The 26,852-nt window shown below is 59.9% G+C and carries 14 protein-coding genes, 5 pseudogenes and 1 riboswitch; of the genes and pseudogenes, 7 read left to right on the top strand and 12 right to left on the bottom strand.

What is annotated here, in order from left to right; all coding sequences use genetic code 11:
* Window positions 1–777: 777 nt before the first annotated feature.
* From G6P99_RS38410 to G6P99_RS38395, 4 genes are read right to left on the bottom strand one after another with little or no spacing between them, the layout of a single operon-like run.
* Window positions 778–2,001 carry an MFS transporter gene (locus tag G6P99_RS38410; RefSeq protein WP_246709746.1) on the bottom strand — a complete coding sequence of 408 codons (1,224 nt, stop codon included), beginning with the start codon at window positions 1,999–2,001 and terminating at the stop codon, window positions 778–780.
* A gap of 20 nt (window positions 2,002–2,021) precedes the next feature.
* A complete protein-coding gene (locus G6P99_RS38405; protein WP_029084890.1) occupies window positions 2,022–2,963 on the bottom strand; it encodes a sulfotransferase family protein in 942 nt (313 codons plus the stop codon).
* A gap of 28 nt (window positions 2,964–2,991) precedes the next feature.
* On the bottom strand, window positions 2,992–4,302 hold the full coding sequence (locus tag G6P99_RS38400) for an aminotransferase class III-fold pyridoxal phosphate-dependent enzyme (RefSeq protein WP_156929062.1): 1,311 nt from the start codon (window positions 4,300–4,302) through the stop codon (window positions 2,992–2,994).
* Between the two features lie 30 nt (window positions 4,303–4,332).
* Window positions 4,333–5,847 carry an FAD-dependent oxidoreductase gene (locus G6P99_RS38395; RefSeq protein ID WP_165129150.1) on the bottom strand — a complete coding sequence of 505 codons (1,515 nt, stop codon included), beginning with the start codon at window positions 5,845–5,847 and terminating at the stop codon, window positions 4,333–4,335.
* Between the two features lie 282 nt (window positions 5,848–6,129).
* Between G6P99_RS38395 and G6P99_RS38390 the strand changes: the two genes are divergently transcribed.
* The gene (locus G6P99_RS38390) at window positions 6,130–6,522 is read left to right on the top strand and encodes a hypothetical protein (RefSeq protein WP_156929061.1); all 393 of its coding nucleotides are present in this window, start codon (window positions 6,130–6,132) and stop codon (window positions 6,520–6,522) included.
* Window positions 6,523–7,995: 1,473 nt separating this feature from the next.
* Here the strand turns inward: G6P99_RS38390 and G6P99_RS38385 are convergent.
* The 3 genes from G6P99_RS38385 to G6P99_RS38375 form a co-directional block, all read right to left on the bottom strand.
* Window positions 7,996–8,709 carry a carbonic anhydrase gene (locus G6P99_RS38385; protein ID WP_224496927.1) on the bottom strand — a complete coding sequence of 238 codons (714 nt, stop codon included), beginning with the start codon at window positions 8,707–8,709 and terminating at the stop codon, window positions 7,996–7,998.
* Window positions 8,710–8,743: 34 nt separating this feature from the next.
* Window positions 8,744–9,469, bottom strand: coding sequence for a thermonuclease family protein (locus tag G6P99_RS38380; RefSeq protein WP_029084887.1), 726 nt, complete (start codon window positions 9,467–9,469; stop codon window positions 8,744–8,746).
* A gap of 1,327 nt (window positions 9,470–10,796) precedes the next feature.
* On the bottom strand, window positions 10,797–12,341 hold the full coding sequence (locus tag G6P99_RS38375; protein ID WP_334262157.1) for an acyl-CoA dehydrogenase family protein: 1,545 nt from the start codon (window positions 12,339–12,341) through the stop codon (window positions 10,797–10,799).
* A 189-nt stretch (window positions 12,342–12,530) separates the two neighbouring features.
* Between G6P99_RS38375 and G6P99_RS38370 the strand changes: the two are divergent.
* The 5 genes and pseudogenes from G6P99_RS38370 to G6P99_RS47400 form a co-directional block, all read left to right on the top strand.
* Window positions 12,531–13,613, top strand: a pseudogene (locus G6P99_RS38370) (IS5 family transposase).
* A pseudogene (locus tag G6P99_RS38365) lies at window positions 13,613–13,956 on the top strand (hypothetical protein). The pseudogenes G6P99_RS38370 and G6P99_RS38365 overlap by 1 nt, the downstream one beginning before the upstream one ends.
* Window positions 13,957–14,416: 460 nt before the next feature.
* Window positions 14,417–14,725 carry a transposase gene (locus G6P99_RS47820; protein WP_414645468.1) on the top strand — a complete coding sequence of 103 codons (309 nt, stop codon included), beginning with the start codon at window positions 14,417–14,419 and terminating at the stop codon, window positions 14,723–14,725.
* Window positions 14,726–14,835: 110 nt separating this feature from the next.
* A pseudogene (gene tnpB, locus G6P99_RS47815) lies at window positions 14,836–15,134 on the top strand (IS66 family insertion sequence element accessory protein TnpB).
* 74 nt (window positions 15,135–15,208) lie between these two features.
* Window positions 15,209–15,858 (top strand): annotated as a pseudogene (locus G6P99_RS47400) (IS66 family transposase); the annotation flags it as partial.
* 56 nt (window positions 15,859–15,914) lie between these two features.
* Here the strand turns inward: G6P99_RS47400 and G6P99_RS38350 are convergent.
* Window positions 15,915–16,766: a hypothetical protein gene (locus tag G6P99_RS38350; protein ID WP_029085215.1), complete on the bottom strand. Its 852-nt coding sequence runs from the start codon at window positions 16,764–16,766 to the stop codon at window positions 15,915–15,917.
* Window positions 16,767–17,368: 602 nt separating this feature from the next.
* A pseudogene (locus tag G6P99_RS38345) lies at window positions 17,369–18,712 on the bottom strand (IS1380 family transposase).
* Window positions 18,713–19,741: 1,029 nt separating this feature from the next.
* A riboswitch (cobalamin riboswitch) is annotated at window positions 19,742–19,941 on the top strand.
* 102 nt (window positions 19,942–20,043) lie between these two features.
* Between G6P99_RS38345 and metE the strand changes: the two are divergent.
* Window positions 20,044–22,389: a 5-methyltetrahydropteroyltriglutamate--homocysteine S-methyltransferase gene (gene metE, locus G6P99_RS38340; RefSeq protein WP_029085164.1), complete on the top strand. Its 2,346-nt coding sequence runs from the start codon at window positions 20,044–20,046 to the stop codon at window positions 22,387–22,389.
* A gap of 738 nt (window positions 22,390–23,127) precedes the next feature.
* Here the strand turns inward: metE and hemN are convergent.
* The 3 genes from hemN to G6P99_RS38325 form a co-directional block, all read right to left on the bottom strand.
* Window positions 23,128–24,480 (bottom strand): oxygen-independent coproporphyrinogen III oxidase, encoded by a 1,353-nt coding sequence (hemN, locus tag G6P99_RS38335; RefSeq protein WP_165125887.1) that lies wholly within the window; start codon window positions 24,478–24,480, stop codon window positions 23,128–23,130.
* Window positions 24,481–24,726: 246 nt separating this feature from the next.
* On the bottom strand, window positions 24,727–25,350 hold the full coding sequence (locus tag G6P99_RS38330) for a hemerythrin domain-containing protein (protein ID WP_035978447.1): 624 nt from the start codon (window positions 25,348–25,350) through the stop codon (window positions 24,727–24,729).
* A 120-nt stretch (window positions 25,351–25,470) separates the two neighbouring features.
* The gene (locus G6P99_RS38325; RefSeq protein ID WP_063619008.1) at window positions 25,471–26,154 is read right to left on the bottom strand and encodes a helix-turn-helix domain-containing protein; all 684 of its coding nucleotides are present in this window, start codon (window positions 26,152–26,154) and stop codon (window positions 25,471–25,473) included.
* Window positions 26,155–26,852 lie beyond the last annotated feature (698 nt).

Genomic DNA, 26,852 nt, shown 5'->3' with positions numbered 1-26,852 from the left:
AATCGGGTGAGGGGTTGCGGTCTACCGAGAGAGCCAAGAGCCCTCACCCGGATTGCACCGGACGATGCTTCGCATCGCCGAGCGCAATCCGACCTCTCCCCGACGGGGAGAGGTGAACCGCAACCGCGGCGATCCGATTCAACCAATACTCATCCCGCTCTAGGTTCGTGGTTGTTGCGGATCCGACATCGCCTCGGCGCCCCGGCCTGTCAGTGTCCATACAGCATCAATGGATTCCAAAGCACCGGCTTTGGCTCTGAGCGTTGTGTTGCGACGCGTGCAATACGCGCTGGTCCTTGGCGCCGGAAAGCTCGCTCACAGCTGCTCTAGGTTAGTACATTGAGAGTCGTGGCGGCCGCCATCAGGGTCGCTGATCAGATGGACCTGCGCTGCCACTTCGGCGAGATAGCGATCCATCGCCGTTCGTGCCGTGGCGGTGCCGGGGTGGGCGGAAGTTCACGCAGCTTCTGTTAGTGACTGGTCCACAGGTATGTCTCGCGGGCATCAGAATCGCGGCCAATCAAAAACCGGCGCTCCAGCGCGGCAAGCAATCCGATCGGGCGCCCCCTCGGATTGTCCATACAGGACACCGTGAAACGGTCGCGAAGTGCGAGGCCGAGCAGATCGAAGGCCTTCCTCCAGAACAAAAGACGGACGCGCGCGTCGGCCCGTTAGCTGACAGGGGCGGGAATGTTGATCCGCCACACCGTCAGCCGACCCGGTTGCCGATCAAGATCGCCAAATTCTTTGATGTGATGCGCCGGTCCGTCGTGTCGGTTACACACGCAAGCTGCGCGTGCGGCGCAGCGGGGAGCGCCAAATCCAAACTATCGAGGCGGCGCCAAGCAGGCTGCTCGCAAGCAACGTAATGCGTAAGTCTGTTGCCGCAGCGACTGCGCCACCGGCCAGCGCACCCAATGACGCCAGTCCCCACACCACGCTGCGGATGCTCGCATTGGCCCGGCCTTGCAAGCGTTGCGCGACCAACGCGTATCGAAGGGGAACCTGCTGCACATTGTAGATCCCCTGGCCGATCCACAGAATGAATTGGGAGAGCGAAACGCATGCCACCGCGGCCCACCGGGGTTCGGTGATCAGGGTGGCCAAACTCATGCCCACGGTGCTCACGGCCAAACCGACCATTAACACCGGGCCGATGCCGATTGCCCGGCCGGCCGAGGGCGAGCTAGCCGCGCCGACCACACCACCAAGCGCGCCGATTCCGAGCACCACGCCGACGATCCGGCTGTCGAATCCGAGATCCTTGGTCAGATGCAACAGAAAGGCTGCAGAATATGCGGTATGGCAAAAGATGAACGTGGCGGTGGCTAAAGTGACCGCCCTCAAGATCGGATTGCCGAACACGCCCGCCAGCCCCTCAGCCACTTGGCAGAGTACCGCGCACGAGGCGGCTGTTGAGCGCCCAGCGGACCGCATCGGCACCAGCAACAGCAACGCGGCGGCAAGCAGAAACGAGACAGAGTCTGCCAGGATCGCGGTCGGTGCGGAGAGCGCGTTGACGAGCCAGCCGGCCAGGAATGGACCTGCCGCCATCGCGATCGCCTGGCTGAGCTCCAATGAACTCTGCGCCCGCACCAGCCGGGAGCGGTCTACCACTATCGGTATGCACGCCAGATATGCCAGGTCGGCGATCACCGCGACACCCCCAACCAGCAGGCTGGTCGCGTACAGCTGGACCATTCCAAGATGTCCAAGGCCCACGGACAACGGAATCGTCGCCAGTGTTGCCGCCATCACGACGTTGGCGGTCAAAAGGATTCGTCGGTGCGGGAGACGGTCCACGATGACTCCGGCGAATAGGCTCAGCATCAGACACGGCGCCCGACTGCAGGCCAGCAGCACCCCCGTCTGCGCCGGTCCCGCGTCCAGGAGGGTGATTGCGGTCAGCGGTAGCGCCAGCATGGTGACGTTGGAGCCCAGCAGCGAAATGGTCTGGCCGACCAGCAGCGCAAGATAGCTGCGCGGCAACCCGCCAATCACGGCGGAACAGTTCCGGCGACTCACGCGTCGCCAGACGGGCTTGCAAGCGGCAAATAGCCGAGGCGGAACAGCTCACTTCCGGCGATCTGCTCGAACTTCGCAATCTGGGCTCGCGTCAGATCCTTGGTGTAACGACCCACCCGGCCTTGGTGCAGCGGCTTTCCCGCAGCCTCGGCCGCCGGGTGGCCGTGCGGTTGTTCGAACAATGCGTGCTCGTATTCGGCGTGACGCAGCACGGCCTCGTCCCAAGGCAAGCCGAGATGGTCCAGGATTCGGGTCAGCGTGGGCCGAGGACTGCCCACAAGATCCTCGTAACGCACCTCCAGATAGCGACCGGGCGGCGCGATCTGATGCGGCCGGGATACCACGTCAAACCAGCCGCACGCGGCCTCGGCCACAGTCCGGTACCCCCAATCAGGAACGGTTTTCAGATGCGAGGCAGCAACGTCGCGCCCGTCGCGCACGATATGCACGAAATGCGCGTGCGGCCATAGCCGGGCGAAGTCGTCGATCTGGGCGATCTTGCGCTGCAGTTTCAATCCCCAGCGCCGAGCGCCGCTGCGCGTCCTGCGCAACTCGCCCATCTCGTTGATTAGCTTGCATCGGTCGGCGAGTGAAACAATGTCGCTGCCCAAATCGAGCATGACCTTGCTGACGAGCTCGCGCAGGTCATTGACGTCCAGACCGAACCGGCGGCATTGCACCACAAAATGCACGCCGTCGTACCAGAACGGATCGATCGCGCTCTTGGTCGTGCCCGTGACCCGCGGATCTCCAGCGGCAAGCAGGTCCGTCGCATGTAGAATGTGCGGGCCGAGATTGGGCGGCTCAAGGAAGTCGATCTCCGGCCCGGCTACCAGATCAAGATGCGAGTCAAGCACCACGCTCAACAAGGTCGTGCCCGACCGGTTCTCGCCGCCGAGCAGCACGGGGGATGTGGAAAATGGATCGGGCTGCGGCATGTGAGTATCCTCTGTTGGAAATCCGTTCTCATTCATGGGCTGGTGCAGTGAACCAGCGCCGAACTGCCTCAGGGCTCGCAACGAAGTGATCACCGGCAAACCGTATGGCGGCTGCAAGTCGATCCCGCTCGCCATTGCTGCTGTCCACCCGCGACTGCGCAGCCGGCAAGGCCTCTGCAGCTGCTTCAATAGCCGCCTGCACGTCGGCGTTCGACACCGCCGCGGACGGCATGAAGCGGCCGCCATATTGCATGAGGAAGCCTCGCGCCCACATCTGCTGGAAGAACGCCTGACCAAGCTCCGCGTCGGCAAAAACGACGTCGAACATGGTCGGCCATGCGAACGACCATGCTGCGACTTGCCGGCTCGCGAAGACCGCATTGAGTCCCTTGATCAGTTGCTCGCCAACCTCGCGCATCCGGGCCAGCGCGGTCCCGTCGCGTAGCGCGTCCAACGTACTCAGCGCGGCCGCGAATGGAGTGACCTCGCGCTGATAGGTGTTGCCCATGTAGGTCTTTTCGCCGGAACTGAGGACATCCGCCCGACCCGCGACCGCGGACAATGCCATTCCGTTCGCCAGTCCTTTGCTCAGCGTAATCAGATCAGGCGTGAGGCCGACCGCCATGTGGTAGCCACCGAAGGCGTAGCGGAATCCGGTCATCACTTCATCGACAATGAGCAAGGCGCCATGCCGATGCACCTGCCTCTGCAGCTCCTTATGGTATTCGGGCGGGAAGAAGTTGACCTCCGGCGTGATGATCACTGCCGCAACGCGCTCGACGCTGGCGAGCTCGTCGAGCAAGTCGAGGTCATAGCGGAAGTCCACGCTGTCCCGGTCGCGGTTAGGCAGCCCCATATCCGGTCGGTCCTGCAACTGCCAGTCGTGCCAGCCGTGATATCCGCTGGTGAGCACACGGTTCACGCCCGTGAACGCGCGGGCAAGGCGAACCGCAGCACTGGTAGCGCATGAGCCGGTGCGGAAGAACACCGCGCGTTCCGCGATCGGGAATATCTCAGCCAGCCGTTCGGCCAGTTCGATCCGGTGCACAGATAGCGGCCCGGGGAGGATGCCGCCGGTCCGGCGCATCTCAGCGGCGGCGTGCGCAACGACCGGCTCGTATCCGGCTCCTAGCGGCGCGGCCCCGCTACAGGACGTGAAATCGACATATTGCTTTTCATTGATATCCCACGCATGCGCGCCGGACGCGCGGGCCATCACGACCGGAAAGCGCCTGTTGAGATCCCATCTTTCCGAGGCGGTGACGCGGAGGGCGCGGCGCAGTGCGGATTTCGGCCCGTCGGTCGCGGCCACGGTACGACTAGGTATGTTGGTCGACAAGACCGGTCTCCGTTTGATGATCCACGCTCGTTAGATCAGCTGCGTGACTATTCTTCGAGCGATCCGCAGCGCGTTCGCCTGGATCGTGAAGGTCGGGTTGACGCCTCCCGCATAGGGGAAGAAGCCCCCATCCGCGACGTAGAGGTTGTCAATGTCGTGTACCCGGCCCCAGCGGTCGACCACCGATTGTGCCGGGTCGATCCCGGCCCGACAGCCGCCATGCAGATGCCCGCTGCCGAACTGATAGCCGGAATCTTGGTAATCGACCTTTTCCACGCCGGCCTCGGCCAGCAAGCTCGACGCGCGTCGTGACAGATAGCCTAATCGGCGTTTGTCCAGCGGATGGGTCGAGTAATCGAGAATGATCTTCTCTAAACCCAGCCGGTCCCGACTGGCGGCCAATCGGACGGCATTGTTGCGCATGGGCTGGTCGGCCGCCAGGAAATGCAGCCGTACGTTTGTCTCTCCGTGGTGGCCCGTGTGCTGAGCTCCACTGGCTTCGTAGATCATTCCGCCCAGTCCCGACGGCACCTCGTCGTCCAGGTAGTGATCGGATATCGCGACGGTGGAAAATGGGCCGCCAGAGGGGGGCGTGGAGAGCTGATCTATCCTGGTGCTGCCCGACACGTAGCCGCTGATCTTAAACGAGATGCCACCGCCGACCATACCAGAGGCATTGCCGATGCCGTTCGGCGCTGCCCGCTGCCTCGAACGGAGCAGCAGGGCCGCGGACTGCACTGCGTTGCCGGCGAGCACCACGCAGCGGGCGCGAACCCGGGCGCGTCGTCTGCTTAGCGTGTCGAGCCATTCTACCGAGTCCGCGCGGCTGACACTGGCCAGATCGATACTTACTGCCCTGCTGCCCGGAGCGACCGTCAGTGCGCCAGGCGGCAGGGTGACATCTGTGAATGGCGAGCGCGCATCGGCTCGCGCGCCGGTTGGGCACAGATGTTCGTTACAGGGACCGTCGCAATGACAGGCTGGCCGGTTGCGATATGGCAGTGAGTTGATTGCCAATGGGGTGGGGAACGGCAGCCGGCCCAGGCGCTTGGCCGCATCGGCAATCAACCGTCCCTGCGTGCTGTACTCATGGGGCGGCAGAATGGGAGGATCGCTCGGCGGCTCGAGCCGGTCCGCGCCGGCCAGACGGGCCACTCCCGTCCGCCGTTCGAGTTCCTCATAGAAAGGGCGCAGTTCGGCGTAGTCGATCGGCCAGGCCGGGTCGAGTGCGTCTCCAGCGGTATGCGCTCGTGCGTCAAAATCGATGATGCGATAACGGAAGGCTATTCCGGCATACAAAGTCATTCCACCGCCGAGCGCACAGACGGTCCACGGACGACCGAACGGAGTCAACGTACCTGCCGCAGACCGAACCAACTCGGTATCCATGCGACTTTGGACGCTCGCCAGCGAGGCGTCGGGAGGAAGCGCCTGACCTGCCTCAAGGAGGAGCACTCGCAAACCGCTTTGGGCGATCTCGTAGGCGACCATCGAGCCGCTGGCGCCGCTCCCGATCACGCATACATCAACGGCATCGGCCGTCATTGTCTCACCCTCTGCCAATAGGCCGGCGATACGCAATCCCGACCTATTCAATATTCGGCAACTGCCGTGACAGCTGCCATCGTCAGCGTTGAACGTACGCTAGGTCTCCGCGACCGCCACAGACTACCGGTGTGGCTTCGCCCGTTTGCCAAAGGATCGTCGCGAACACCTCGGCATCGTACAATGTGACGCTACGTTCGATTCAAGCGTCTTCGCTGGTAAACGCATGAATATGATCACGAGGCCCTTCCAGGAGCTACGAGAATATCGAAGAGAACGAGCATGCTTGAAGTCGTGATCCACCAGCAACCTGTACGCCTGGTGCGGGCGAGCGCACGCGCTTTGCGCGAGCGAACGAAAAGTGGCCAGGATTGGTCCGAGCGCACCAGGCGATTTGCCTCCCGCGTGCCCGATCTGAGCATCTTCACGATGGGGCTTGTGGAACGTGATCCATTCGGCTGGCGCATTACACCGAAAGGCCGCGCCGTGCTGGCTCACATCGAGAGCCACTCCTTGTCCGAGAGCTCCTCAACACGTCATGCTGATGCTCTGGAGCTTGCTGGCGCTGTTCGCGAACCCTCACCGATGACGCCGAATGTGCCTCGGCGAACAAAAGCAAGATCAAGTTTGCGTCGTGATCGGCGCGTTCGAATTGCCCAGCCTGTGTACCCTTAACCCCGGTGTGCAACGATGAGTGTGTCAGGGTCAATCGTGTCGATTGGCCGTGTCTCTGGCATGTCAGGTCTGGCGTTGACTGCTGACGCACCGGACACCATGCTGCCCTACAGGCCGCTAGCGGCGCTACGACGGGCTTGCCGCCAACTTACTTGTCTTCATTCAACTCGACGGTGTCGGCCCAGTCGGCATGTTGCATCGCTTTTGTCGATAGCTTGTTGCGAACAGCCCCTCCGAGCGTCATTAGAGCACGCCGCCTGTCGGGCGACAAACATCACCGATCTGGAGCATTTCCGCGGCAGGCGGGAGTTCACCGCTGGTGGAGGTATAGTGAGTTAGATCTGCGGGGAACATCAGTCTCAGATCTCGGTATGAGATCGGCATCGGCAAACAGTCCGGGCAATCTGAGCGAGCATGATGCGCACTGGCCGCCTCTCGTCGACGCAACTTGGGTGCAGCAAATGATGCCGACAAGCTTGTTCGGTTCGATACCCTTCGTGCGATCCCGCTGCATTGCGCGAACGCAGATGCTTAGCAGATTGAGGACATGATCGATTCAAAAGGGCGCAGCATCCTTGGATAATTCGAGTGAAGGTAGCTGGAGCAAAGTGCATGGAAGAACGCATGCTATGTTTTTAGAGTTGAGAGCAGTTCAGGCGGCAGAGAGTACGAGGTCATGCAGTTCGAGAGGACGACAAAGTGCGCATGAGTTGTGAGTGGGAGGCTGGGCAGAGCGGGATGCATTGCAAGCACCGCATCAATCTTCTTGTAGGGACAAGCGCCGAAGGGCTCGGCAATGTCTTGCCGTGTGAACGGGACATGAAGGCGACCATTGCCGACGAGGTCGACGCGCTCGAGCCGCGCGGCAGCGCCTCTCGCGAACCAAGGTTTTCGATCCGCTGGCGATAAATGGCAGAGCTGGACAGATCCAAGGAGGCTGCTCCGAAGTCGGCGGTTCCTTCGTTGCCTGATGCAGGAGAAACCCTCAAGATGCCGACGCGAGTAACGCTATTCCTCAGATCAGCTGCCTGGGTGACCGTCGTGGCCGCAGTCGTGCTCTATTTGATCTTCAGTCCTGCGTGAGCTAGATCCTCAACGGACGATTTGTATCGATGCCATGGCGGATCGCCAGCGGCGAGAAAATTCTGCTGGCTCGCTGGTGCGGAGGCCGAGCTCAAATCCCAGCGCGATCTTCCGCTCGAGCCAACTCTGTGAGCCAGGACGAACTAACGAGACATCCAGGTTGTCGGCCGGGCCAAGAATCTCTCTCGGTGCTGGCCGCGTGTCGCCAGAATAAGTACAAGGATTACAACGAGAATTAAGAGCCCGCGCATACCTGAGCTATCCGAAGCTGTACTAGAATTGTTGACGATATCCAGGGCACTTGCGGCGGCGGATGAATGAGCGAATGTCGTCCGAGGTCGCTGTTGAGCCAGTAAGGACGAGGCCGCCGCGCATGGCGGCCGCCATCCATTAGCTCAGCAGATCGACTCTGCCCGTATCAAGCCTGTAAAGGCCCCCGACAACCATCAGTCTGTTCTGCTCAACTGCCCGGTTTAGAACCGGTCCCGCCAATCTGAGTTTGTTGACGTTATCGATTACATTTTGCCGGGTCGCATTGGCGAACGTGTCGCCGCCTTGCTGTCGAGATTCCTTAACCGCAGGTGCAAGTGCGGCGACGAGCGATGGAATATGTCCCAGCGGCGGCTTGTCGTCGTTGAGCGCCTTGATCGTGGCGTCTACTGCGCCGCAATGATCGTGACCAAGTACCACAATCAATGGCGTGTTCAGCACGGCCACGGCATACTCCATGCTGGCGAGCGTGTCCTCGTTGACGAAATTTCCAGCGAGTCGGCAGACGAACAGATCACCAAGTCCGCTGTCGAAGGCCAGTTCTGGCGCAATACGAGAATCAGCGCAGCCCAGAACCGCGGCATATGGATTTTGCCCACCGACCAAAACCCGGCGCTCGCGTTTGAAATCGTGGCCTTGGGAAGCGCCCTGGACGTAGCGATCATTACCTTCCATTAGCCGCTTCAGCGCAGCATCTGGAGAGAGCAGATTATCCGGCTTCGGCCGCGGTTTTGATTCCTTCGCCTCGACGATATGGTCGGCAAGCAGCATGCCGACAGCCGACATAGTGAACAGCAACAGAGAACGGCGCGAAGGTTCGATCGAATGGCTCATGCTCGAAGAATCTGCTTGCATGTGTGGTGGCACCCTATCGCGCGGCTTTACGCCATCCCAAGGCGGTCGCTTCCGATTCGCTGCAGAGCCAACGTTCACCTAAGTTCTTCGTCATATCGATTTGTTCGTAACTGTTTTGCCCGGGCAAGTGGTAAATGCGCTCGCCCTTACGGCCCACGGCGCCCTTTATCAGACACTCCTGTGAGGGCGGGTCGGTCAGCAAAGCGGATCCGAGCAGGAGTTCTTGAGCGTCTGAGGGCACCGAGCTTGCGCCAATAATGATCGTCGACTGGTTGCGATGGCGCCAATCCCAAGGTGCGATGAACGCCCCGGACCAGATGCCCGCATAGGCATTGCTCGCAACAACCTCATAGATGGCATAGCTTGCTGCGGAGCGTGCCGATAATAGCGCCCATCCCGAGCGTACCATCCACGCGTTCATATCCTCGCCTGCGATGAAGCAGTTGCCAAGCGACCTCCTGTACACATCTACCCCTGTGGTATGGCAATCCCAGGTTCGCCCGTTCGAATGCTTGATGAGCTCATCGCGAGCAGCTATGCCACAAGCCCATTTCTGGCCATGAGCGTCGAGGCAGATCTGATCAGTCTCTGGCGCCTCGATGCCCGAGAGCCGGATTTTGGTCTGCTCGATTTCGATCGTGTTGCCGTCGAGAATGCGGGGAGCGCCGCTGAGTGTCGCCGCGCAAACCGGAGATGCGATGATAGCGAGCAATGCGGCCATCATCATGCGTTGTTTCATATCTGACAACCTTTCGCTCTTGGTCCATGGGCCCAGACACACGTGCAATCGGTCACCGCTACATTCGACCGCTTGATCACACATCTCTGCCATCTGGCCTGTGCATCGTACGAGGTTTGCTTTGTCGTTCGTGATTCTCACCCTACGTCCTGACGCAACGTGAGGTTCAAGCAATTTCGTCTGGTGTGGGCGTTGCGATATGCTTGCGACCTGGCTTACCCCGTCCAGCCTCGGCCGTAACGGTGATGCTCGGGCTTCAAACGTCTCGTTGGATATTCAACAGCTGATCCAGCCTCTGTTCAGGCCGATCAGATCAGCTGCCAAAATTGCAGCGGGAACGGCGGCTTCCCGCCGTGCGGCATACTATTGATCGCGAATAGCGCCATTGCGGGGTCTGCAACTTAGTCACAATTTGACCAGCGCGTTGGGAGGCCACTGGATAACCTCCAGTTCGAGCGGCGCGCTGCCTGGTTCATTCGAGCGCCGTTATCGATGCGAGCCAAAGGCGCTCGGTTGGGAGTCTGGAAAGCGCCCTGGAGTATTAATGCGATCTGGAGTTCGTTTTTTGGGAGCCACGGCAGTTGCGCTTGTCCCAAGTGGTAAGACGATTCGGCAGAACTTGAGCCGGCGGTGCAGCGGTGCTGGTCCGGAGGGTGCATGGCGAACACGTCGGCGGTAATTGCTGCCGGACATGCTGAAATAATTCCTATAGTCCGTCGATCTACGGCGACGCCGTCGATATCCCTGTGTTCGCGGCGGTTCGCCACACCGGCTACTCATCACGGCAGGTTCGGCGTGTTGTCCTACTTTGTCACGGATGATTTCAGCGTCGGCGTACGCGGTCGCTATTGGCGATGCGGACCAAAAAGGACAGCGACTTGACACGCACAGGCCGTGGTGGCCGGGGAAGCAACGTTTTCGAAGTTCAGCATGAAACCCTGGCGGGCGGTTCTCTCAGGCCTGCTTTGGGTTCAAATAGAAAGGGGAACTGTGGTCAACCTCCAACCTTCAGAGCAGCGACCGTACGACTTACTTGCGCAGTATCGGGGATAGGGGCGCGGAGGCTCAAGACGACTGCGTTATTTCCACCACGCATCATTGCCACCACGCATCGCAATGTGTTTTCAACGAGAAGCCTTAAGCACCATGAGTGAGGCTACCGTGGCGCCGTCCTCTCCCCGCCGGGACGCAAGCTGAGGCGCTCAGCGTTTTCTTCGAACAGGCTTTCGGACGCCAAGCGTTCGCTGAGGAGCGAGCGTGAATCGGGGCGTTCGCAATGCCAGCAGTTATAAGACGGGCCTCCTCGCTCCCCTTGTTAGCTACGGGATCAGACATACTGCTCCAGCTTGAGGTAATCGCTCGTGAGGACAGGTGAGCGGATAGAAGAAGCTGCGTCTTGAAGGAAGGTATTCAGTGTCCGACTAGCGCGAACGCGGCCTTCGAAAGATAGCCGTGCCGGTGCGCGAGTACGGAGAGTTGCTAGTTCGGAACCAACAAGGTCAGCCGCGGCAGCGGCGCAATCTGAGGCGGAGAAGCAACCAGCAGACATGACAGCTTGTGCCAGTCCTAGTGTGGTGAGCCAACCCGCATAGATTAGCACGGCACCGTCTGTCTCATTGAGCCCAGAGAGTTTTTCAATTGCAGCAGCATGGACCGGCGCCGCACCAAGAGACAGAAAAAGATCGGCTATTTCGTCACGTGTGGCTCTAGAGAGAAGGCAGCGGCCGAGATGTGATAGGAGCGCCTCAGTCGGACCTTCGAAGATGCGGAGAATGCGAGCGTCTCGATAAATTTTAGCTACAGGCGTTCCCTCATCGTAACCACGGCCACCTAACAGTTGTAAGCATTGATCTGCGACGACGCCGCACCACTCCGACGACAAAACCTTCGTTGCCGACGCAAGGTGGACGTTGGGCGCGCTCTGCGCTGAGACAAGTCGGCAGGATGCAGCTAGCATTGCCTTCACTACTTCCCGCCGGAGTACCATCTGCTCAAATAACTGCTCGATATAGCTGTTCTCGATCATGCGCAGCTTACCCAGTCGACGATGGCTTGCATATGAGGCTGCGACCTGGATAGCGCGCTCAAGGGCTCCAAGACCCATAGCAGCCACACCGATGCGCCCGCGGTTCATACTAGATGCTGCTGCTCCCCAGCCGTCTTGATCGCGAGAGAGCACGTAAGCACTCGGCACCTCGACATTCTGGAACTCCAGAGTATTTTGAATGATGCCACGTAGACCGAGTGTGCGATGCTCGTGCGTGACCTTTAGGCCCGGAGCCTGCCTATCAACGAGCACACCAACGAGCCGACCTTTCGCATCGGGACCAGAGGCTCGCGCAAAGCAAACGATCCAACGAGCCCAGTCAGCGAGGCCGATCCAGATTTTGCGGCCAGAGATGCGAACTCTATCTTCGTGCATGAAAGCCGAAGCCTCTATATGCCGCGGAGCAGAGCCAGCGCCAGGCTCCGTCAAAGCGAAGGCGCAAAGGTCGCCGCGTGTTGCACCCCACATGACATGTCTTTGTTCAGGGATGTGCGGTGCCGCTTCGATGCAGGGCAACGCCAGGAAGTTATGGATCACGAGGGTCGAGGCAGCCGAGACATCGAAGGATGCAGTGGCGGAGATGAGGTCGATGGCCTCTTGCAAGGGAAGAGCTAATCCGCCGTGCTCTGCTGGTGTAGTGAGCCCGAACAGTCCATGCCTTGCCAATATGCTGTGTAGGGTCGGAGGGAATGCTCGGCGGTCATCCGCGTCTGCGAAATTCAACTGATTCAGGTCATCGATCAAGCTGGAATATAGGGTAGGTGCACCACCGTCAGTTGTGCGTTCCTGCGCCTCCCCGAATGGAGAGTAAACTTGAGAGTACATAGCCATTAGTGCATAATGGATGAGCCCGCGCTTCGTGCCAATCATCCCCGGGGCTAGCTCGATCACACAATGGTATATGTGGATGGGAGCGTAGCATGAGCAGGCTGCCCTAGCAGGCTGTTGAAAAAGGTGCTCGCCGCCGACCAGCGACCGTGATTCATTGGCTCTGACGAGATTCGGAGATGGTGCGTGCGCGGCGGCGACAATCGAACGGGCGAGCTGTTCAGCTACGTCGATCTGGAGGCGCGGGTGCGGCGTGACCATCCGCTGCGAGCGATCCGGACGATCGTGAACGAGGCGCTGTCGACGCTGGAGCGCGAGTTTGCCGCGCTCTATTCGCCGATTGGGCGGCCGTCGATCCCGCCGGAGAAGCTGCTGCGGGCGATGCTGTTGCAAGCGTTTATTCGATCCGCTCGGAGCGGCTTTTGATCGAACGGCTGGAATACGACCTGCTGTTCCGCTGGTTCGTCGGAATTGGCGTCGACGACGGAGCCTGGGACCATTCGGTGTTCTCGAAAAACCGCGATCGGTTGCTGGAAGGCGACATCGCGGCCAAGTTCCTCGCGGCGGTGCTGGCGCAGCCCAAGGTGAAGAAGCTGCTGTCGAGCGATCACTTCTCGGTCGATGGTACGCTGATCGAGGCCTGGGCCTCGATGAAGAGCGTGAAGAGGCTCTGGCGCGCCGCCGGCGCAAGGCGGCGGGCGCAATGCCGAAGCGGACTTCCATGGCCAGAAGCGCTCGAACGACACCCATGCTTCGACCACCGATCGGGATGCCAGGCTTTACCGCAAGGGAAAGGACAAGGAAACGAAGCTGTGCTTCATCGGGCATGGGCTGATGGAGAACCGCCACGGCCTGCTGGTCGACGCCCGCCTGACGCGGGCCGACGGGCATGCCGAACGGGTGGCCGCGCTGCACATGATCGAACCGCGTGCCGACCGGCCGACAGCGATCACGCTTGGTGCCGACAAAGCCTACGACGCAGAAGACTTCGTCAACGAGCTGCGCTCGATGAACGTGACGCCGCATGTTGCGCAGAACACCAGCGGCCGCAGCTCTGCGATCGACCGGCGAACGACCCGGCACGGCGGCTATGCCGCCAGCCAGCGCATCCGCAAGCGGATCGAGGAGGCATTCGGCTGGATCAAGACGGTCGCCGGGCAAGAGAAGACCCGCTTCCGGGGCCGTGAACGCGTCGGATGGGCCTTTACCTTCGCTGCCGCCGCCTACAATCTGGTGCGGCTGCCAAAGCTGATCGCGGAGGCCGGCTGATGGCCAAGGTGCCCGGCTTCGCCAAGGCCTTTGCTGGCCGTTGGAGCATCGTCGAAATGGACAACTGGGACGGCGACTTCCTCGACCTCGTCGAACAGGCGCATCTCACCTTCACGGGCAAGTCCGACGGTGAAATTGCCTTCGGTGCGCGAAGGGCTTCCTCGATGTCCGCTACGGCGCGCGAGACGGTTCGGCCTGCGCGGAGTTCTCATGGGAAGGGCACGATGAGAATGACCCCGCCTGCGGTCGCGGATGGGCTATGATCGGCACTGCGGGCAGGCCCGTCGGTCACTTCTACATACACAATGGCGACGATTCAGCCTTCGTTTGCGAACGCGGCTGAGTTCTTCAACAGCCTGCTAGGTCTGGATTTGTCGCGAGTGCTGCGCGGGCGTCAGTGACCTCCATTCTCCCCGAGAGTCACGCATTGAGTGGTCATTCGTCCCAAAGAGAGAGCAGGGAGAGCTCCGTCATGCGGCTATGGCCAGCAGAGTGAGGCGATGCTCGCTTGAGAGGACTCATATCCACTACTCTCTCAATCAATCCAACATTCACCGTTCCAAAGACCGCAAACAGCCTTTTGCCGATCGATCCCTTAACGTCAGCCCCATAGAGCACCTCCGCGCGAATTAGGTGCTCAGAAAGGAATCACAAGCGATTCGTTCGATTCAAGATTCTGGCCGATCAGCGGATCAGCCCGTGTGGTCAAAGTTATGGGTAATTGAAAGCAAAGAGACCCGTTTGGCGGAGTGGGTGAGCGATCGGCTATCGGATGTTGAGTTTGGAAGCCGATGTGAGCTTCCATGTCTGCGCCTAGTTCTGGAACTAGAACCTTGCATATGATCGAAGTGGTCGCCGACCGTCTTGAGGGAGCGCCGCGTCAGCTTCGCCGACGCTGGTCGGACGAGTTCAAGGAGCAAGTTGTGACAGAGGCGCTGGAGCCTGGCGCGAGCGTCTCGACGATCGCCCGCCGGATCGGCATTCACCCGTCGCAGTTGTTCGCCTGGCGCCGTGATGCTCGGGCCGAGCGGCATTGTCGCTCGCGGCACTCGGGTTGCGAGGGTGTGGTGGCGTCTGTGACAGGTGCATCGAAATTGCGATGGGCGAGGTAGTCGTGCGCGCCGGCGTCGATGTTGACGAGGCGCACTTGCAGCGGGTGATCCGGGCGGTCCGTTCGGCATGATCCCCTCTCGTGTGAAGGTGTTCCTCGCCAGCCATCCAGTTGACTTCCGCAAGGGTATCGACGGTCTTGTTGCGCTTGTGCGGGGATGCCGGTTCAGATCCGTTCGACGGTGCGCTTTATGTATTCCGGGCCAAAAGAGCCGATAGAATCAAGATCGTATGGTGGGATGGCTCCGGCGTGTGCCTCTAAAACGTCTTGAAAAGGCGACGTTCTGTTGGCCGCAGATCGGGCATCATCGGGTGCAGATGAATCCTGCGCAGTTGATGGCACTGGTGGATGGAATGGACTGGAAGCGGGTCCGGACCGTGGCGGTCAAGCCGCCGGAGATTGTTGGGTAAAAGCGCTGCGGCGAAGTGAATCAGTGGGCTGAAAAGGCAAGAGAACCGGGGCAAAATGTGCTCTGGTCGGGTCAATGACGCCGCCCGATCACAACCTCCCGAATGACGTAAAGATGCTGAGAGCCATGGTGCTTGCGATGGCCGAGAGGCGGCCCGCGCCGATGCTCTGGAGAGCGAAGTCGCCGATCAGGGCGCGCAACGCCGATGCCGATGCGCGTATCGAGCGGCTGACGCAGATCCTGAAGGTCCTTCGACCGCGCCCGGTTCGGCCGACGAACCGGAAAAGCTCGGCTCTGCGAACGGTGACGATGAACAGCAGACCTTTGTCTTCGAGGAAATCGAGACCGGCATCGCTGCGATCAAGGCCCAGGTCAACGAGGGCCGTGAGCAAGCGGATGGCAAGCGTGCACCGCGTCGGCGCCAGGGCTTTGCGCCCCATCTGGAACGGATCGAAACGGTCATTGAGCCGGAAGAGCTGGCTGAGCATGCCGTCAAGCAGAAGGTGCTGATCGGCGAGGACGTGTCAGAGCGTCTGGATGTGGTGCCGGTGAAGTTCCGTGTGATCGTTACGCGCCGTCAAGAAGGAGGACGGCGTGATCCAGGCCCGGCCCCGGTCCATATTATTGAAGGAGGCATTCCGACGGAAGCGCTTTTAGCCCAGATCGCCGTCGCCAAATATGCCGATGGCCAACCGCTCTACCGGCAGGAGGCCATCTACGTCCGCGTGAGTAACAGAATGCGCTAAGTGCAGACCGCATGGCTGCTCCGTGACGCTCAGTCTCAAGGAGTTATGCTGGGATCATGATCTGTGGGGCCATTTGCCGAGGCCTTTCGCGCCTTCTCCAATGCGTCATGTTCATCTGGCTCTATGCGATCGAACCAAGAGCCCGGAGGAAATGCCGCGATGCGCTTGGCAAAGAAGGATTGCGGCTCCCAATCTCGTCGCGCCCGCTTCTCGAAGGTGATGACCCCGTTGCGGGTAAAATAGCGCGGCCCTGGAATGTTACAGTTCACCAAAAGCAGGACACGCCACATGTCACCCTTATCGGTCGCATTCTCATTCGGCTTCGGCACGTAATCCACCACAACGGGTTCCATGATACTGCAGCGGCCGCGCCGCAGAAGATTGCCGAGCTTTCCTTGCGCCGTCGTCACGAAGTTGAAGTTGGCCGGATCATGCAGAAAGTGAAGATTAGCGGTCCTTTCGCCATCTGCGATTTCACCGGCGATCAGCGAGAGCGCAAAGGCGCGCCAGCCCAGTTCAATGGGCTTTGCATATGTCGACGCCACTTCAATGCCTCCGTCAGATGCGACCTTCCAGGTGATAACGTACACTTCGTCTGATGCACGCTCGTGGTGCCTTGTCCACGACAGATACACGTATTCAGTTCGGTCAACTCCTTCAGCGACCCCCCACGTTTGAGTGACGAACTGCGCCACCTTCGAGACTTTGGAGGTAATTTGTTCTATGGTCTCGCCGTCCTGCGCTCGCCATGTTGACCTGACCCGTTCGACAAGGGCGTTGTCGTTGGCGCGAACACTGTTGCTCGTCGTGGCCAGCTCGGCGTGGCAGATCAGCGATCGAATGAGCCAGAACCAAAGCACATGTCTTCCAACCGTTTTACGCTTCATAGTTGTCGGCTCGTCTGGCTTTCATCCACACACATCAATTCCGAGGCGGGTAACTTCAACGCGCTATGCGCGATCGCATGAAGTTAGCGGCGACGTGACGGGGGCGCCCGCTGGTGTCCCGCGCGAGCAGGCGTGGTCCCCTTTGTGTCACGCGCCGCTAACTTCGGTGGCTAGCCACAGCCTCAACTTGCAATGCTGGACCTACCCAGGAGGAGAAGCCTGGGCTACCGAGAGCCTGCATTCTTCGTGCCAGCTAATAGGCGGCCGTTTGCACTATAATTGTGTCGCCTTTGTCGACTTTCCGACCTGCGTACGTTGCAATGCGTCCCTTCAGTCCGCCTCGACCTGCAGAATTCATGGCACGCGCTTGATCACGCGCTTAATCTCCGGTGGCGCAGGTGATCGACTTGCGGCGAGGTGTCTCACGACAGTCTAACCCGTCCTATTCGTGAGAGTGCTTTTTGTAGTCCGCTTGATGTGGCCGCACATCTGCTCTGACGAGGCGCGCGGGATTGCCTTCGGCTTTTCACCGCCTGACGACCCGTACTTTGCAACGCGCTTGAGGTGTAGGTTGGGCGAACGGGGGGCGGACGCCCCGCCGGTCAAGGACCGAGCGGCAGCAGCGCGCCTGGCAAGCCGCGGATCAGGTCGGCTTCGGGACATGCCGCGGCAAACGCAAGGCGAATGCGGCTCGTGGTCTCGACGACACGGGCGGCGATTTTCAAGAGCCGAAGACGCAGCGTCGCGAACTCGGCTGTGGCCAATTCCCGGGCTTTGGGAATCGCGTCGCGCACGGTCAGCATCAGCCAATAAGCGGCGGTGTGGAGAACGAGGCGGACTTGATTGGCGAGCGCCGAACGGCAGCTGGTGCGGTCGGAGGCGAGCTGTGTCTTATGCAGCTTGATCAGATTCTCGGCTTGGCCGCGCGCGCAATACAGGCTGTCGTAGATCCACTCGGCCGAGCCGACATCGAGGCTGGTGACGACCAAACGGATGTCGAGGCCGAGCATCGTCGCCTCAATACGGGCGACGGTCGTCGTTCGCGATCCCAGGACTTTGCCTTGTGGCGCGTCTCGGTATAGCCACGCAGAACCGGCAGGTTCTCGATGGCGCGTCGCGTGCGGATGTCGTCGGCGGCCTCGTCGACTTTTCTGGCGAGCGGCTTGGTGCCGGACAGACCGAAGATGTAGTCGATGCCGTTGGTCTCGCACCACGCCATTGCCTCCGGCCGAGCATAGCGCCCGTCGCCACGGAACGTAATTCGCGTGTTGTGCCACCGCGTCCGGATATGCCGTATCAGGCGGCGCAGATGGGCACGCACCTCGACGCCGCCCGGCGTTCTTGCCGGGCCGCAGCACGACCGCCACGGGCCGGCTCTTCTCCGTGTCGTAGACGTGGATCGGCAGGAAGCAGCGTTCGTCATAATGAGCGTTGAACAGCGAGAGCTGCTGATGGCCGTGGACGACATCGCAGGTATCATCGATGTCAAGCGTGACGGATGCCGGCTCGCGCGGGTAGCTATCCATCCATGCGTCGACCAAAGTGTAGGTCAGTCGGATCACGTCGCGCAGGCGCGGAGCATTCTCCAGCCGCGACAGCGTCGGTTGGGAACACAGATCGCGACCCGTGTCCGGCAGCCGTCCGCAGGCCAGCTTGAATGCGGGATCGGACCGCAGATGATCGAGGTCGTCGGCGTCCTCGTAGCCGCAGCAGATCGCGAACATGCGCGCGCGGAACATATCGACAAGGCTGTGCACGACCCGCGTCGGATCGCGCCGATCCGGGAACACCCGGGCCAAATTGTCGGCCAAGCCGAGACGCCGCTCGGCCATCGCCAGAAGCATCACGCCCCCGTTCGAGGTCAGCCGACCGCCATCGAAGGCAGCTGTGACTTTCCTGGCGTGAACGGCTGGAAACGAGAAGGGCAGAATCGTATCATCGGTCATGGCGGGCCTGGTGTTCGCGGCTGAAGGTGATGGGGTTGGCTTTGCAACCGAATCCTACGCCGCATTAGCGCTTTACACCACGCTCGCCAGCCTCTCAGGCGCCCTCTGACGAATAAGACGGGCTAGAGCAGATTGTCTACCATCGAACCCGTCGTTCGGTTTTGAACGTCGTGGCTCTATCCACACGCGATTGGCGCTCCTTCGCGACTATGCGACAGTCCTGAAGTGCTAGTTGCAGCGCCAGGCAGATGTGCTTGGCACTCAAGGGCCCACAACGATACGAAACCGCCCATCAGCGGCGGGCGTTTAGAACAGACGCCGCCGAAGTGCACGCTTTAAGCAGGCGGGCGAGATGATAGCATTCACTCGCTGGCATGCGCGATCGCTCGTGTCGGCCGGCGCATATCGTGCTCTTCAATCGACCGGAAGATGCGGCTTCGACGCAAGTCCTGTCCTCCGCAAGCAGGTAGAGGCGCTGAGCCGTGCTAGCCTCGGCTTGAGCCGATCAATAGTTTCGAGAGAATCTGTCGAGCGGTGTTACTCAAGAGCGGTCTTACCATCAATCCGAACAGAGACGGCAACAGCAAAGACACCGAGGGCACTCCAAACAGCCATTTTCATTGCGAGCCGGTCTCCTTGGTTTGGTTGATATGCTTGCCTGGGCAGTATCGCCAAAAAGTGTCCGAGTGACGCCTACCAGAAATGGCTGGCATCACAGAAACACCTCGCGCCGCGTATGCTATCTTATTCGGTGGATCGTTGATTGCTTGGAGAAGGCAGCGCAGCGCGCCGTGCTTGATGAACCGGGGCCAGCTTGCATGAAAGCCGTCTGTTCGACCAAGTGGTCCTCGGCGCAAAGGCGGCGTATTCGGATTTGTCGCTGCCCGCGCGGAGGGACTTTCGGGATGTCATCCGATGTCCGTGATTGCAGAGCGACTTCTGCATCGAGGATGAACGGTGGGCATGCCGCTAGGCACATTAGCAGATCGCAACATGAATTCGCGAGGTTGACGGAACATCCCTTTTGCCGATAATTGAAGGTGTCGAGGTTCTCCGGTCTCATTAGGCCGGAGCTAAGAGGGAAGCCGGTGTCAATGCCGGCGCTGTCCCCGCAACTGTGAGCGGCGAGCCGCTGTCCAACGAAGTCACTGAAGCCTGACGGTTTCGGGAAGGCCGGACAGCAGCGCTGAGCCGCGAGCCAGGAGACCTGCCCCGACACTATCTTCGTCCACGGGCGGGGTGTCCCGGTGGTGCGCCAAGCAGCGGTCGCTCGCGCGACTTCTTCTGCCTGCGTCCGCCATGGCCTTTGCCCCCAATATGGGGTTAACGCTATGTCTCTACTCTCTCTTCCGGTTGCCACACTCGGAACGCCACGCATCGGTCCAAGGCGAGAGCTCAAGGTTGCGCTCGAAAGTTACTGGGCCGGAAAAATCGCCGAACAGCAGTTGCTCGAGGATGCAGCTGGCCTACGTGCCGCAAATTGGGCTCGCCAGAGGTCTCTCGGTGTCACCGTGATCCCATCGAACGATTTCTCGCTGTACGACCAGGTGCTCGACACCAGTGTCATGGTTGGTGCCATCCCAGAAGTCTACGAGACGAATGCCGGATCCATTTCGCTCAAGACATACTTCGCCATGGCACGCGGGTCACAATGCGACGGTCAGGATGGGAGTTGCGGTCACCCGTCGCGTGGATATGGCGCACCCGCGCAGGAGATGACCAAATGGTTCGACACCAACTACCATTACATGGTCCCGGAATTTCACCCGGGGCAGACTTTCAGACTATCCTCTCGCAAACCAATCGAGGAGTACGAGGAAGCCAAGGCCCTTGGCTTTCAGACGCGCCCTGTCCTGATCGGGCCGGTTACATTCTTGAAGCTTGGCAAGAGTGCCGATCCTGCGTTCCAGCCACTGTCACTGCTGGATGACCTGATACCGGTCTATATTGAGCTTTTGAAGGAATTGGCCAAACGCGGGGCAAATTGGGTTCAATTCGACGAACCTTGGCTAGTCCTTGATCTGGATGAGAGTTCGCGAAAATCCTTGGTACATGCTTATGGCCGGCTCGCAAAGGAAGGGCCGGCCATCAAGATCATGGTTGCAAGCTATTTCGGTGGCCTCTGCGACAATCTGGACGCTGCCCTGCGCCTGCCTGTTGCCGGGCTTCACGTCGATCTGGTTCGCGCGCCAGAGTTATTGAGCCAGATCATTGCGAGCGGCCGAAGTGACCTCGTCATGTCGCTCGGCGTCATAGACGGTCGGAATGTTTGGCGATCGAATTTGTCGGCGCTCCGCCAGCGACTGGACCCCGCGATTGCGAAGCTTGGTAAGGACCGCGTACAGATCGCCCCATCCTGCTCGCTGCTTCATGTGCCGGTCGATGTTGAACTCGAGACCGGGCTCGCCTCCGACGTCAAGAGCTGGCTTGCTTTCTCGGTTCAGAAGATGCGTGAGCTTGCGACCTTGGCGCGGGCACTCGCAGGCGACCAGAATGTTGCGAAAGCTCTTGCGGAATCGGAGTGTGCCGCAGCCGTCCGCCGGACGTCGCCGAAGATCCGAGATGCCAATGTCGTTGTCCGGCTGAGTGCGATCAACCAGGCCATGCGCCGGCGCGCCAGCCCATTTGCCAGTCGGGCCGAGATCCAACGCAAGCGCTTCGGGCTGCCAGCGTTCCCGACCACGACGATCGGATCGTTTCCTCAGACCTCAGAGGTCCGTAATACCCGGGCGGCGCATGCGCGAGGCGCGATGAGCGACGAGCAATACGACAAGTTCCTCAAGGAAGAGACGGCGCGCGCCGTACGTTGGCAGGAAGACATCGGTCTGGACGTGCTCGTCCATGGCGAGTTTGAGCGCAATGACATGGTGCAGTACTTCGGCGAGCAACTCTCCGGCTTCGCATTTACCAAAAACGGTTGGGTGCAATCCTATGGCTCGCGCTGTGTCCGGCCGCCGATCCTGTTTGGAGATGTCTCGCGGCCGAAGCCGATCACGGTGGACTGGTGGCGCTATGCGCAGTCGCTAACCAAAAGGCCGATGAAGGCGATGTTGACCGGACCAGTAACGATCTTGAACTGGTCGTTCGTTCGCGAGGATATTCCCCGAAGCGAAGTCTGCCGTCAGATTGCGCTCGCAATTCGAGATGAAGTCGGCGATCTCGAGAATGCGGGTGCTTCCATGATCCAGATCGATGAGGCTGCACTACGCGAAGGCTTGCCATTGCGTCGTGCGCAGTGGACCGTTTACCTCGAGTGGGCTGGAGATTGCTTCCGCATCTGCTCATCGGGCGTCGCCGAACAAACTCAGATTCATACCCACATGTGTTACTCAGAATTCAACGACATCATCCATGCGATTGCTGCAATGGACGCAGATGTCATCTCGATTGAGACTTCGCGCTCGAAGATGGAACTGCTCGACGCGTTCAGGAACTACAACTATCCGAACCAAATTGGGCCAGGCGTGTACGACATTCATTCCCCACGCGTTCCCGAGACCGGCGAGATGAAGGAGCTCATGGCCTTGGCTCTGAAGCGGCTGCAGCGGTCGCAGCTCTGGGTCAATCCGGACTGTGGCTTGAAGACACGCAAATGGGAGGAGGTTCGCCCGGCACTTGTCAACATGGTCGCTGCGGCCCGCGAACTGCGCGCTGCATCCGCTCCAATAGGCCATTGATCCTTGGTCAGGTCTTTCGTCGAGCTGATCGGCTTAAGGAGATCTCGATAGTCCCGGGAGAGCCTTCGTGAATACAAAAGGCCCGGCCGCGTTTAGCGGCCGGGCGGAAGTCGAGTCTGGGAGGAGCGACGCTGCTAGGCATCGCGGCCACTTCCATCGGCAGAGGGAGCACGGCCGACGGCTCGATCTCGGCGAGGACATTCGCCGAAAATCTAAGTCCCAATTAAGGCACAGGATGATCGTAACTCAATTATGCCCTGGTATGCGGCCAATATAGCCAAGGATTAGAAAACTACACCAAGGTTGTTGCTGATGAGGACTGTCTCAACGACTCGCTGAGTCGAGCATGGGTGGGCGATGATGTGGAGCGATCGCCGCATGGAAGGCAACGGGCCGCAAAACGTGGTGCGCTCTCCTGCCCGCAAACAATACGCTCAATCACCGAGACATACCAAAATCGCGCACGCAAGGACCTCATCATCACCAATGAAATGAGCAGCTTGAGTTAGGCCAGATTCGGTCGGTCGTTGGTCAAACCGTTGTCGCCCGATTGGAATCCTCGGTTCCAACGAGTGTTTGAAATCTACGTGCGGCTCGACGTAGTGGGTGTGACGACGCTTGTAGATAGCTCGGGACCGGATGCCAAATCGGCGTGCTATCAGCCGTGCGATACTCCTAACCAGAAGCCGATTTGGTGATGTTGATCTCCGATCGGAACCGGATCGGGTTGGCTTCGGTTCAAACCGCCCGACTGTGCGTAGCCCTCGACCCAGGGAGGTGCGCGTCGAACGAAGATGCGACGCTCCGGACCAGAAACTCTGCGCCATCGACCACGGAAAGTCGACCGTCGTCCAGTACGGCAACTCCATCTGCGATCAGGTTGGCGAGTCGAGAACGATCGACGACGGCCAGGCTCGGATCCTTGCCGTAACGACGGCATGTCTCGCAAAGATCGACTGCCATGCCGCACATGAGTCGCTCGATGATTTCGGCGCGGAAGCGATCGTCGTCGGCCAGCAAATAGCCCTTCATCGTGGCCAGCCGTTCCTCGGCGATGCGAGCAAGGTAGTCCTTTATCGACACAGCGTTCGCGACGAACCCTTGTTGCATCTGGCCAATGGCGCTGGCGCCGAGTCCAAGGAGGGTGTCCGCCGAATCATCCGTATAACCTTGAAAGTTGCGCCTCAACCTGCCTTCCTGCCGTGCCAGGGCGAGATTGTCGTCCGGCAGGGCGAAGTGATCGATGCCGATGCGTACATATCCAGCGTCGACCAAAGCTTGCGCGATCGTTTCCGATTGCAGGTGTCGCTCGACGCTGTCGGGCAGAGTGGATCCATCGATCTTGCGTTGATGCTTCTTAAGGAAAGGAACGTGCGCGTAGCCAAACACCGAGAACCGATCCGGATGCAGTTCGAGACATTTGGAAAGAGTGTCGAGGCAGGAAACGACGGTCTGCTGGGGCAGCCCATAGAGCAGGTCGAAATTAATCCGGCCGATGCCGGCGCGGTGTAGACGATCGACCGATACTGCGGTCTGTTCGAAGCTCTGCAGACGGCCAATGGCCCGTTGAACAACCGGATCGAGGCTTTGGACACCTAGGCTCGCCCTGTTGACCCCGCAATAGCCTAGCGCCTCGGCCATCGGCTCGGTCAATATGCGTGGATCGATCTCTACGGCGATCTCGGCATCAGGCAAAATTGCGAACGAATAGCGCAACGAGGCGACCAGATCAGCAAACGTTTCAGGTGTCATGATCGTCGGCGTGCCGCCGCCGAAGTGGACATGGGAGACCGGTTGTCGTCGACCGATGGTTTCTCCAATGAGGTAGGCTTCAGTTCGCAGTGCGGTTGCATAGGTCGCGAGCGGCTCCTGGCGTTTCATGACAGATGTGTGGCAGCCGCAGTACCAGCACATGCTTCGGCAAAATGGCACGTGCACGTAAATCGAGGCGGACTGCTGGCCGCCTAACGACTTGAGCCACGCTTGATAGTCGGATTCGCTAACTGACGCCGAGAAATGGGGAGCCGTCGGATAGCTGGTGTAGCGTGGCAGGGAGTGCTGCCCGTAGGATTTTGCCAAGTCGGGTCGCATTCTTCTTCTCTGGGTCCAAATCGCAGATACGCCGGATGGGTTTTGCGCTGCGTCAGTTTAATTGGTGGCTGATGGCAGTGGCGAGTCTGAAGCCAAATTGGTAGGGCATGCCCACGGCGTATATCGTCCCTGGATCGCGATGAAGCGGTGATGCCGCAGCAATGGGCGGCATGCAGGCCAGTTCTCGTTTTGATCCAATTGGGCCTGCATGAGCAAAGGGAGAAAGTATTCCTCTCCCGAAGGATACTAGCCGTCCCTCGTGAGGCCATGTAGCGGGCTGCCGGCCATTCCGGAGGAAAGAGCGACCGAACTCCGTTCGGCTTCAGCTTCTTGCTCCAATTCTAGGATATGCGCTCTTAGCGCATCGGAGGTCGCCCTTGCTGCTTCGCTGAATAGGGGATCACCATGATCGGTGAGAGCAGAAGCGATGTCGGTCCAATCCTGAGGGGATAGAGCCAGAACGGCGGCGGGAAAGAAATCTCGTTCTTCCAACATCATGTGGTGCCGCTCGCGTACGATAAAGTCGCGTACGATATTGCCGACGTCTTGCCGAACGAGTTCACGATCCGCGAGGATCCCATCAATAGCTTGAACGGCGTGGTGCAGACGGTCGACGACTTCCTGGTGTTCATGTGCGAGATTGCCGACGATCGCAGCCGCATCCGGATCGCGAGTCTCGAGCTTTGAGAAAATCAAGTCTTCTTGAGGATGATGGTACATCGCCGGGTAAACCTCGAAGTAGCTGAGGATCGCGCGAATGACCTCATAGTCCGGACGGGTCCCATGCTCGAAAACCTCCAATTCGCGTTGGAGGAAAGTCAGAAGAAGATCAATATTGCGATGCTCTCGAAGCAACAGATCGATGATCATTGTGGGCTCCATGGAGGAACAAGGTAGCAGATCGCTCAAGCTAAGGTTCAGTGTCCTTCACGGCGCCGCAATTGTCCGCGCTGTTCTTGCAGAATTCGCATTTTCGCCGCGGCTTGCGACTTAACCCAAGTTCTGCACATAGCGGCTGGATAATCTGCCGTCACGCAGCTCGACTCGGCGTGAGGTTGGTAGGGCAATAACGCCATTCTGCTCAAGTTGGGTAAAGGTGCGCGACACCGTCTCGATGGTCAAACCAAGGTAATCGGCAACATCCTGCCGTGACATGGGAAGTTCGATCGCACCGTTCTTGGTAGCGCGGCGAGACATATCGAGCAGAAAGGCCATCACCCGATCTTCTGCGCTGCCGATCAGGAGCATTGAATGTTGCTGAAAGCGGCGGAGCTCCAGCGCCATACCGTCCCACAGCTGTCGCGTGAGCTCCCTCTCGTGACTGGCGCGAACAATGACGGCGGAGCGCTTCACCATCAGCAGATGCGTCTCACAGATCGCCTCGGCCGAAGAGATATGGCTTTCTCCGGCCTCGAAGCCGAAGATGTCGCCGGGCAGATAAAATGCACCGATCTGACGGCGTCCGTCCTCCAGAATCTTGTAGGTTCGCACAGCACCTGACACCACTTGATACAGGTATTCAGCTGCCTCATCCTCGCCGTAGATCTCGCTGTTGCGAGTGAACCGCATCGGTGCCGCAATCATACCAAACGGACCACAACCATGCGGCTGCCTGCGCAAGACGCTAGTCGGATGTCGGCTGATCTCGTGAGAAGGTGCGGCCTGGGCCTGCATGGCGGACTCAATCTTGCTAACGACGATGGGGCTCAGATTGGCCGCTTCCAACGGGCCGGCAAATTCGGATGTTTTCCCTAAGTAGAAGCCACTAAGTATTTACACGTAGGTCCTGTAATGCCGTCCTAGTGCAGCGCTGCCCCTGGCTTGCTCCAACCCGCTCGAAGCCGGCCAGGCGGCCTTTGGATCGAAAGAGGCTGCCGGCTTGGTCGGCCTTGCCGATGGAAACAATCGCAAGCCTGGGCCAATCTCCCGGGAAGAGCCAGGCGGAAGCGCAATGCCTTAGAATGTGGCAGGTCGATATCGATCGAGCTGCTGGAGGAACTGCTCACGGACAGTCTTGCCACCAAAATCACCGGAGAGCGGCAAGGCCAGCCGTTGAGCCGGATCAATATGTCACCCGAGCCAAGTTCTCGGGCTTACACGTGCGCGCGTATCAGATCATACCAAGCTCGTCGTCCAGGTGGACCTGGCGTAACCGATGAGGGGATGCCGCCAATATGCGCGTTGTCACAGCGGCGGCCGGCCGGTGGCTGGAGAAGGATTATTGGCCAGGTCATCCTAAGGCGGAGAGCCGAAATCGGCCGTGGACGAAGGCGCCGGATCCGCCCATCACCAGCAGGTCGAAGCTTTGGTGCGCCGCGAGCGACAGGAGGGTGCGCCCCGCTGACCGCAGGGGAATCGCATATGGGTTTTGG

Source organism: Bradyrhizobium sp. 6(2017), assembly GCF_011058295.2.
GTDB classification, from domain to species: Bacteria; Pseudomonadota; Alphaproteobacteria; order Rhizobiales; family Xanthobacteraceae; genus Bradyrhizobium; species Bradyrhizobium septentrionale.
This window is presented reverse-complemented; position numbering and strand designations above follow the sequence as displayed.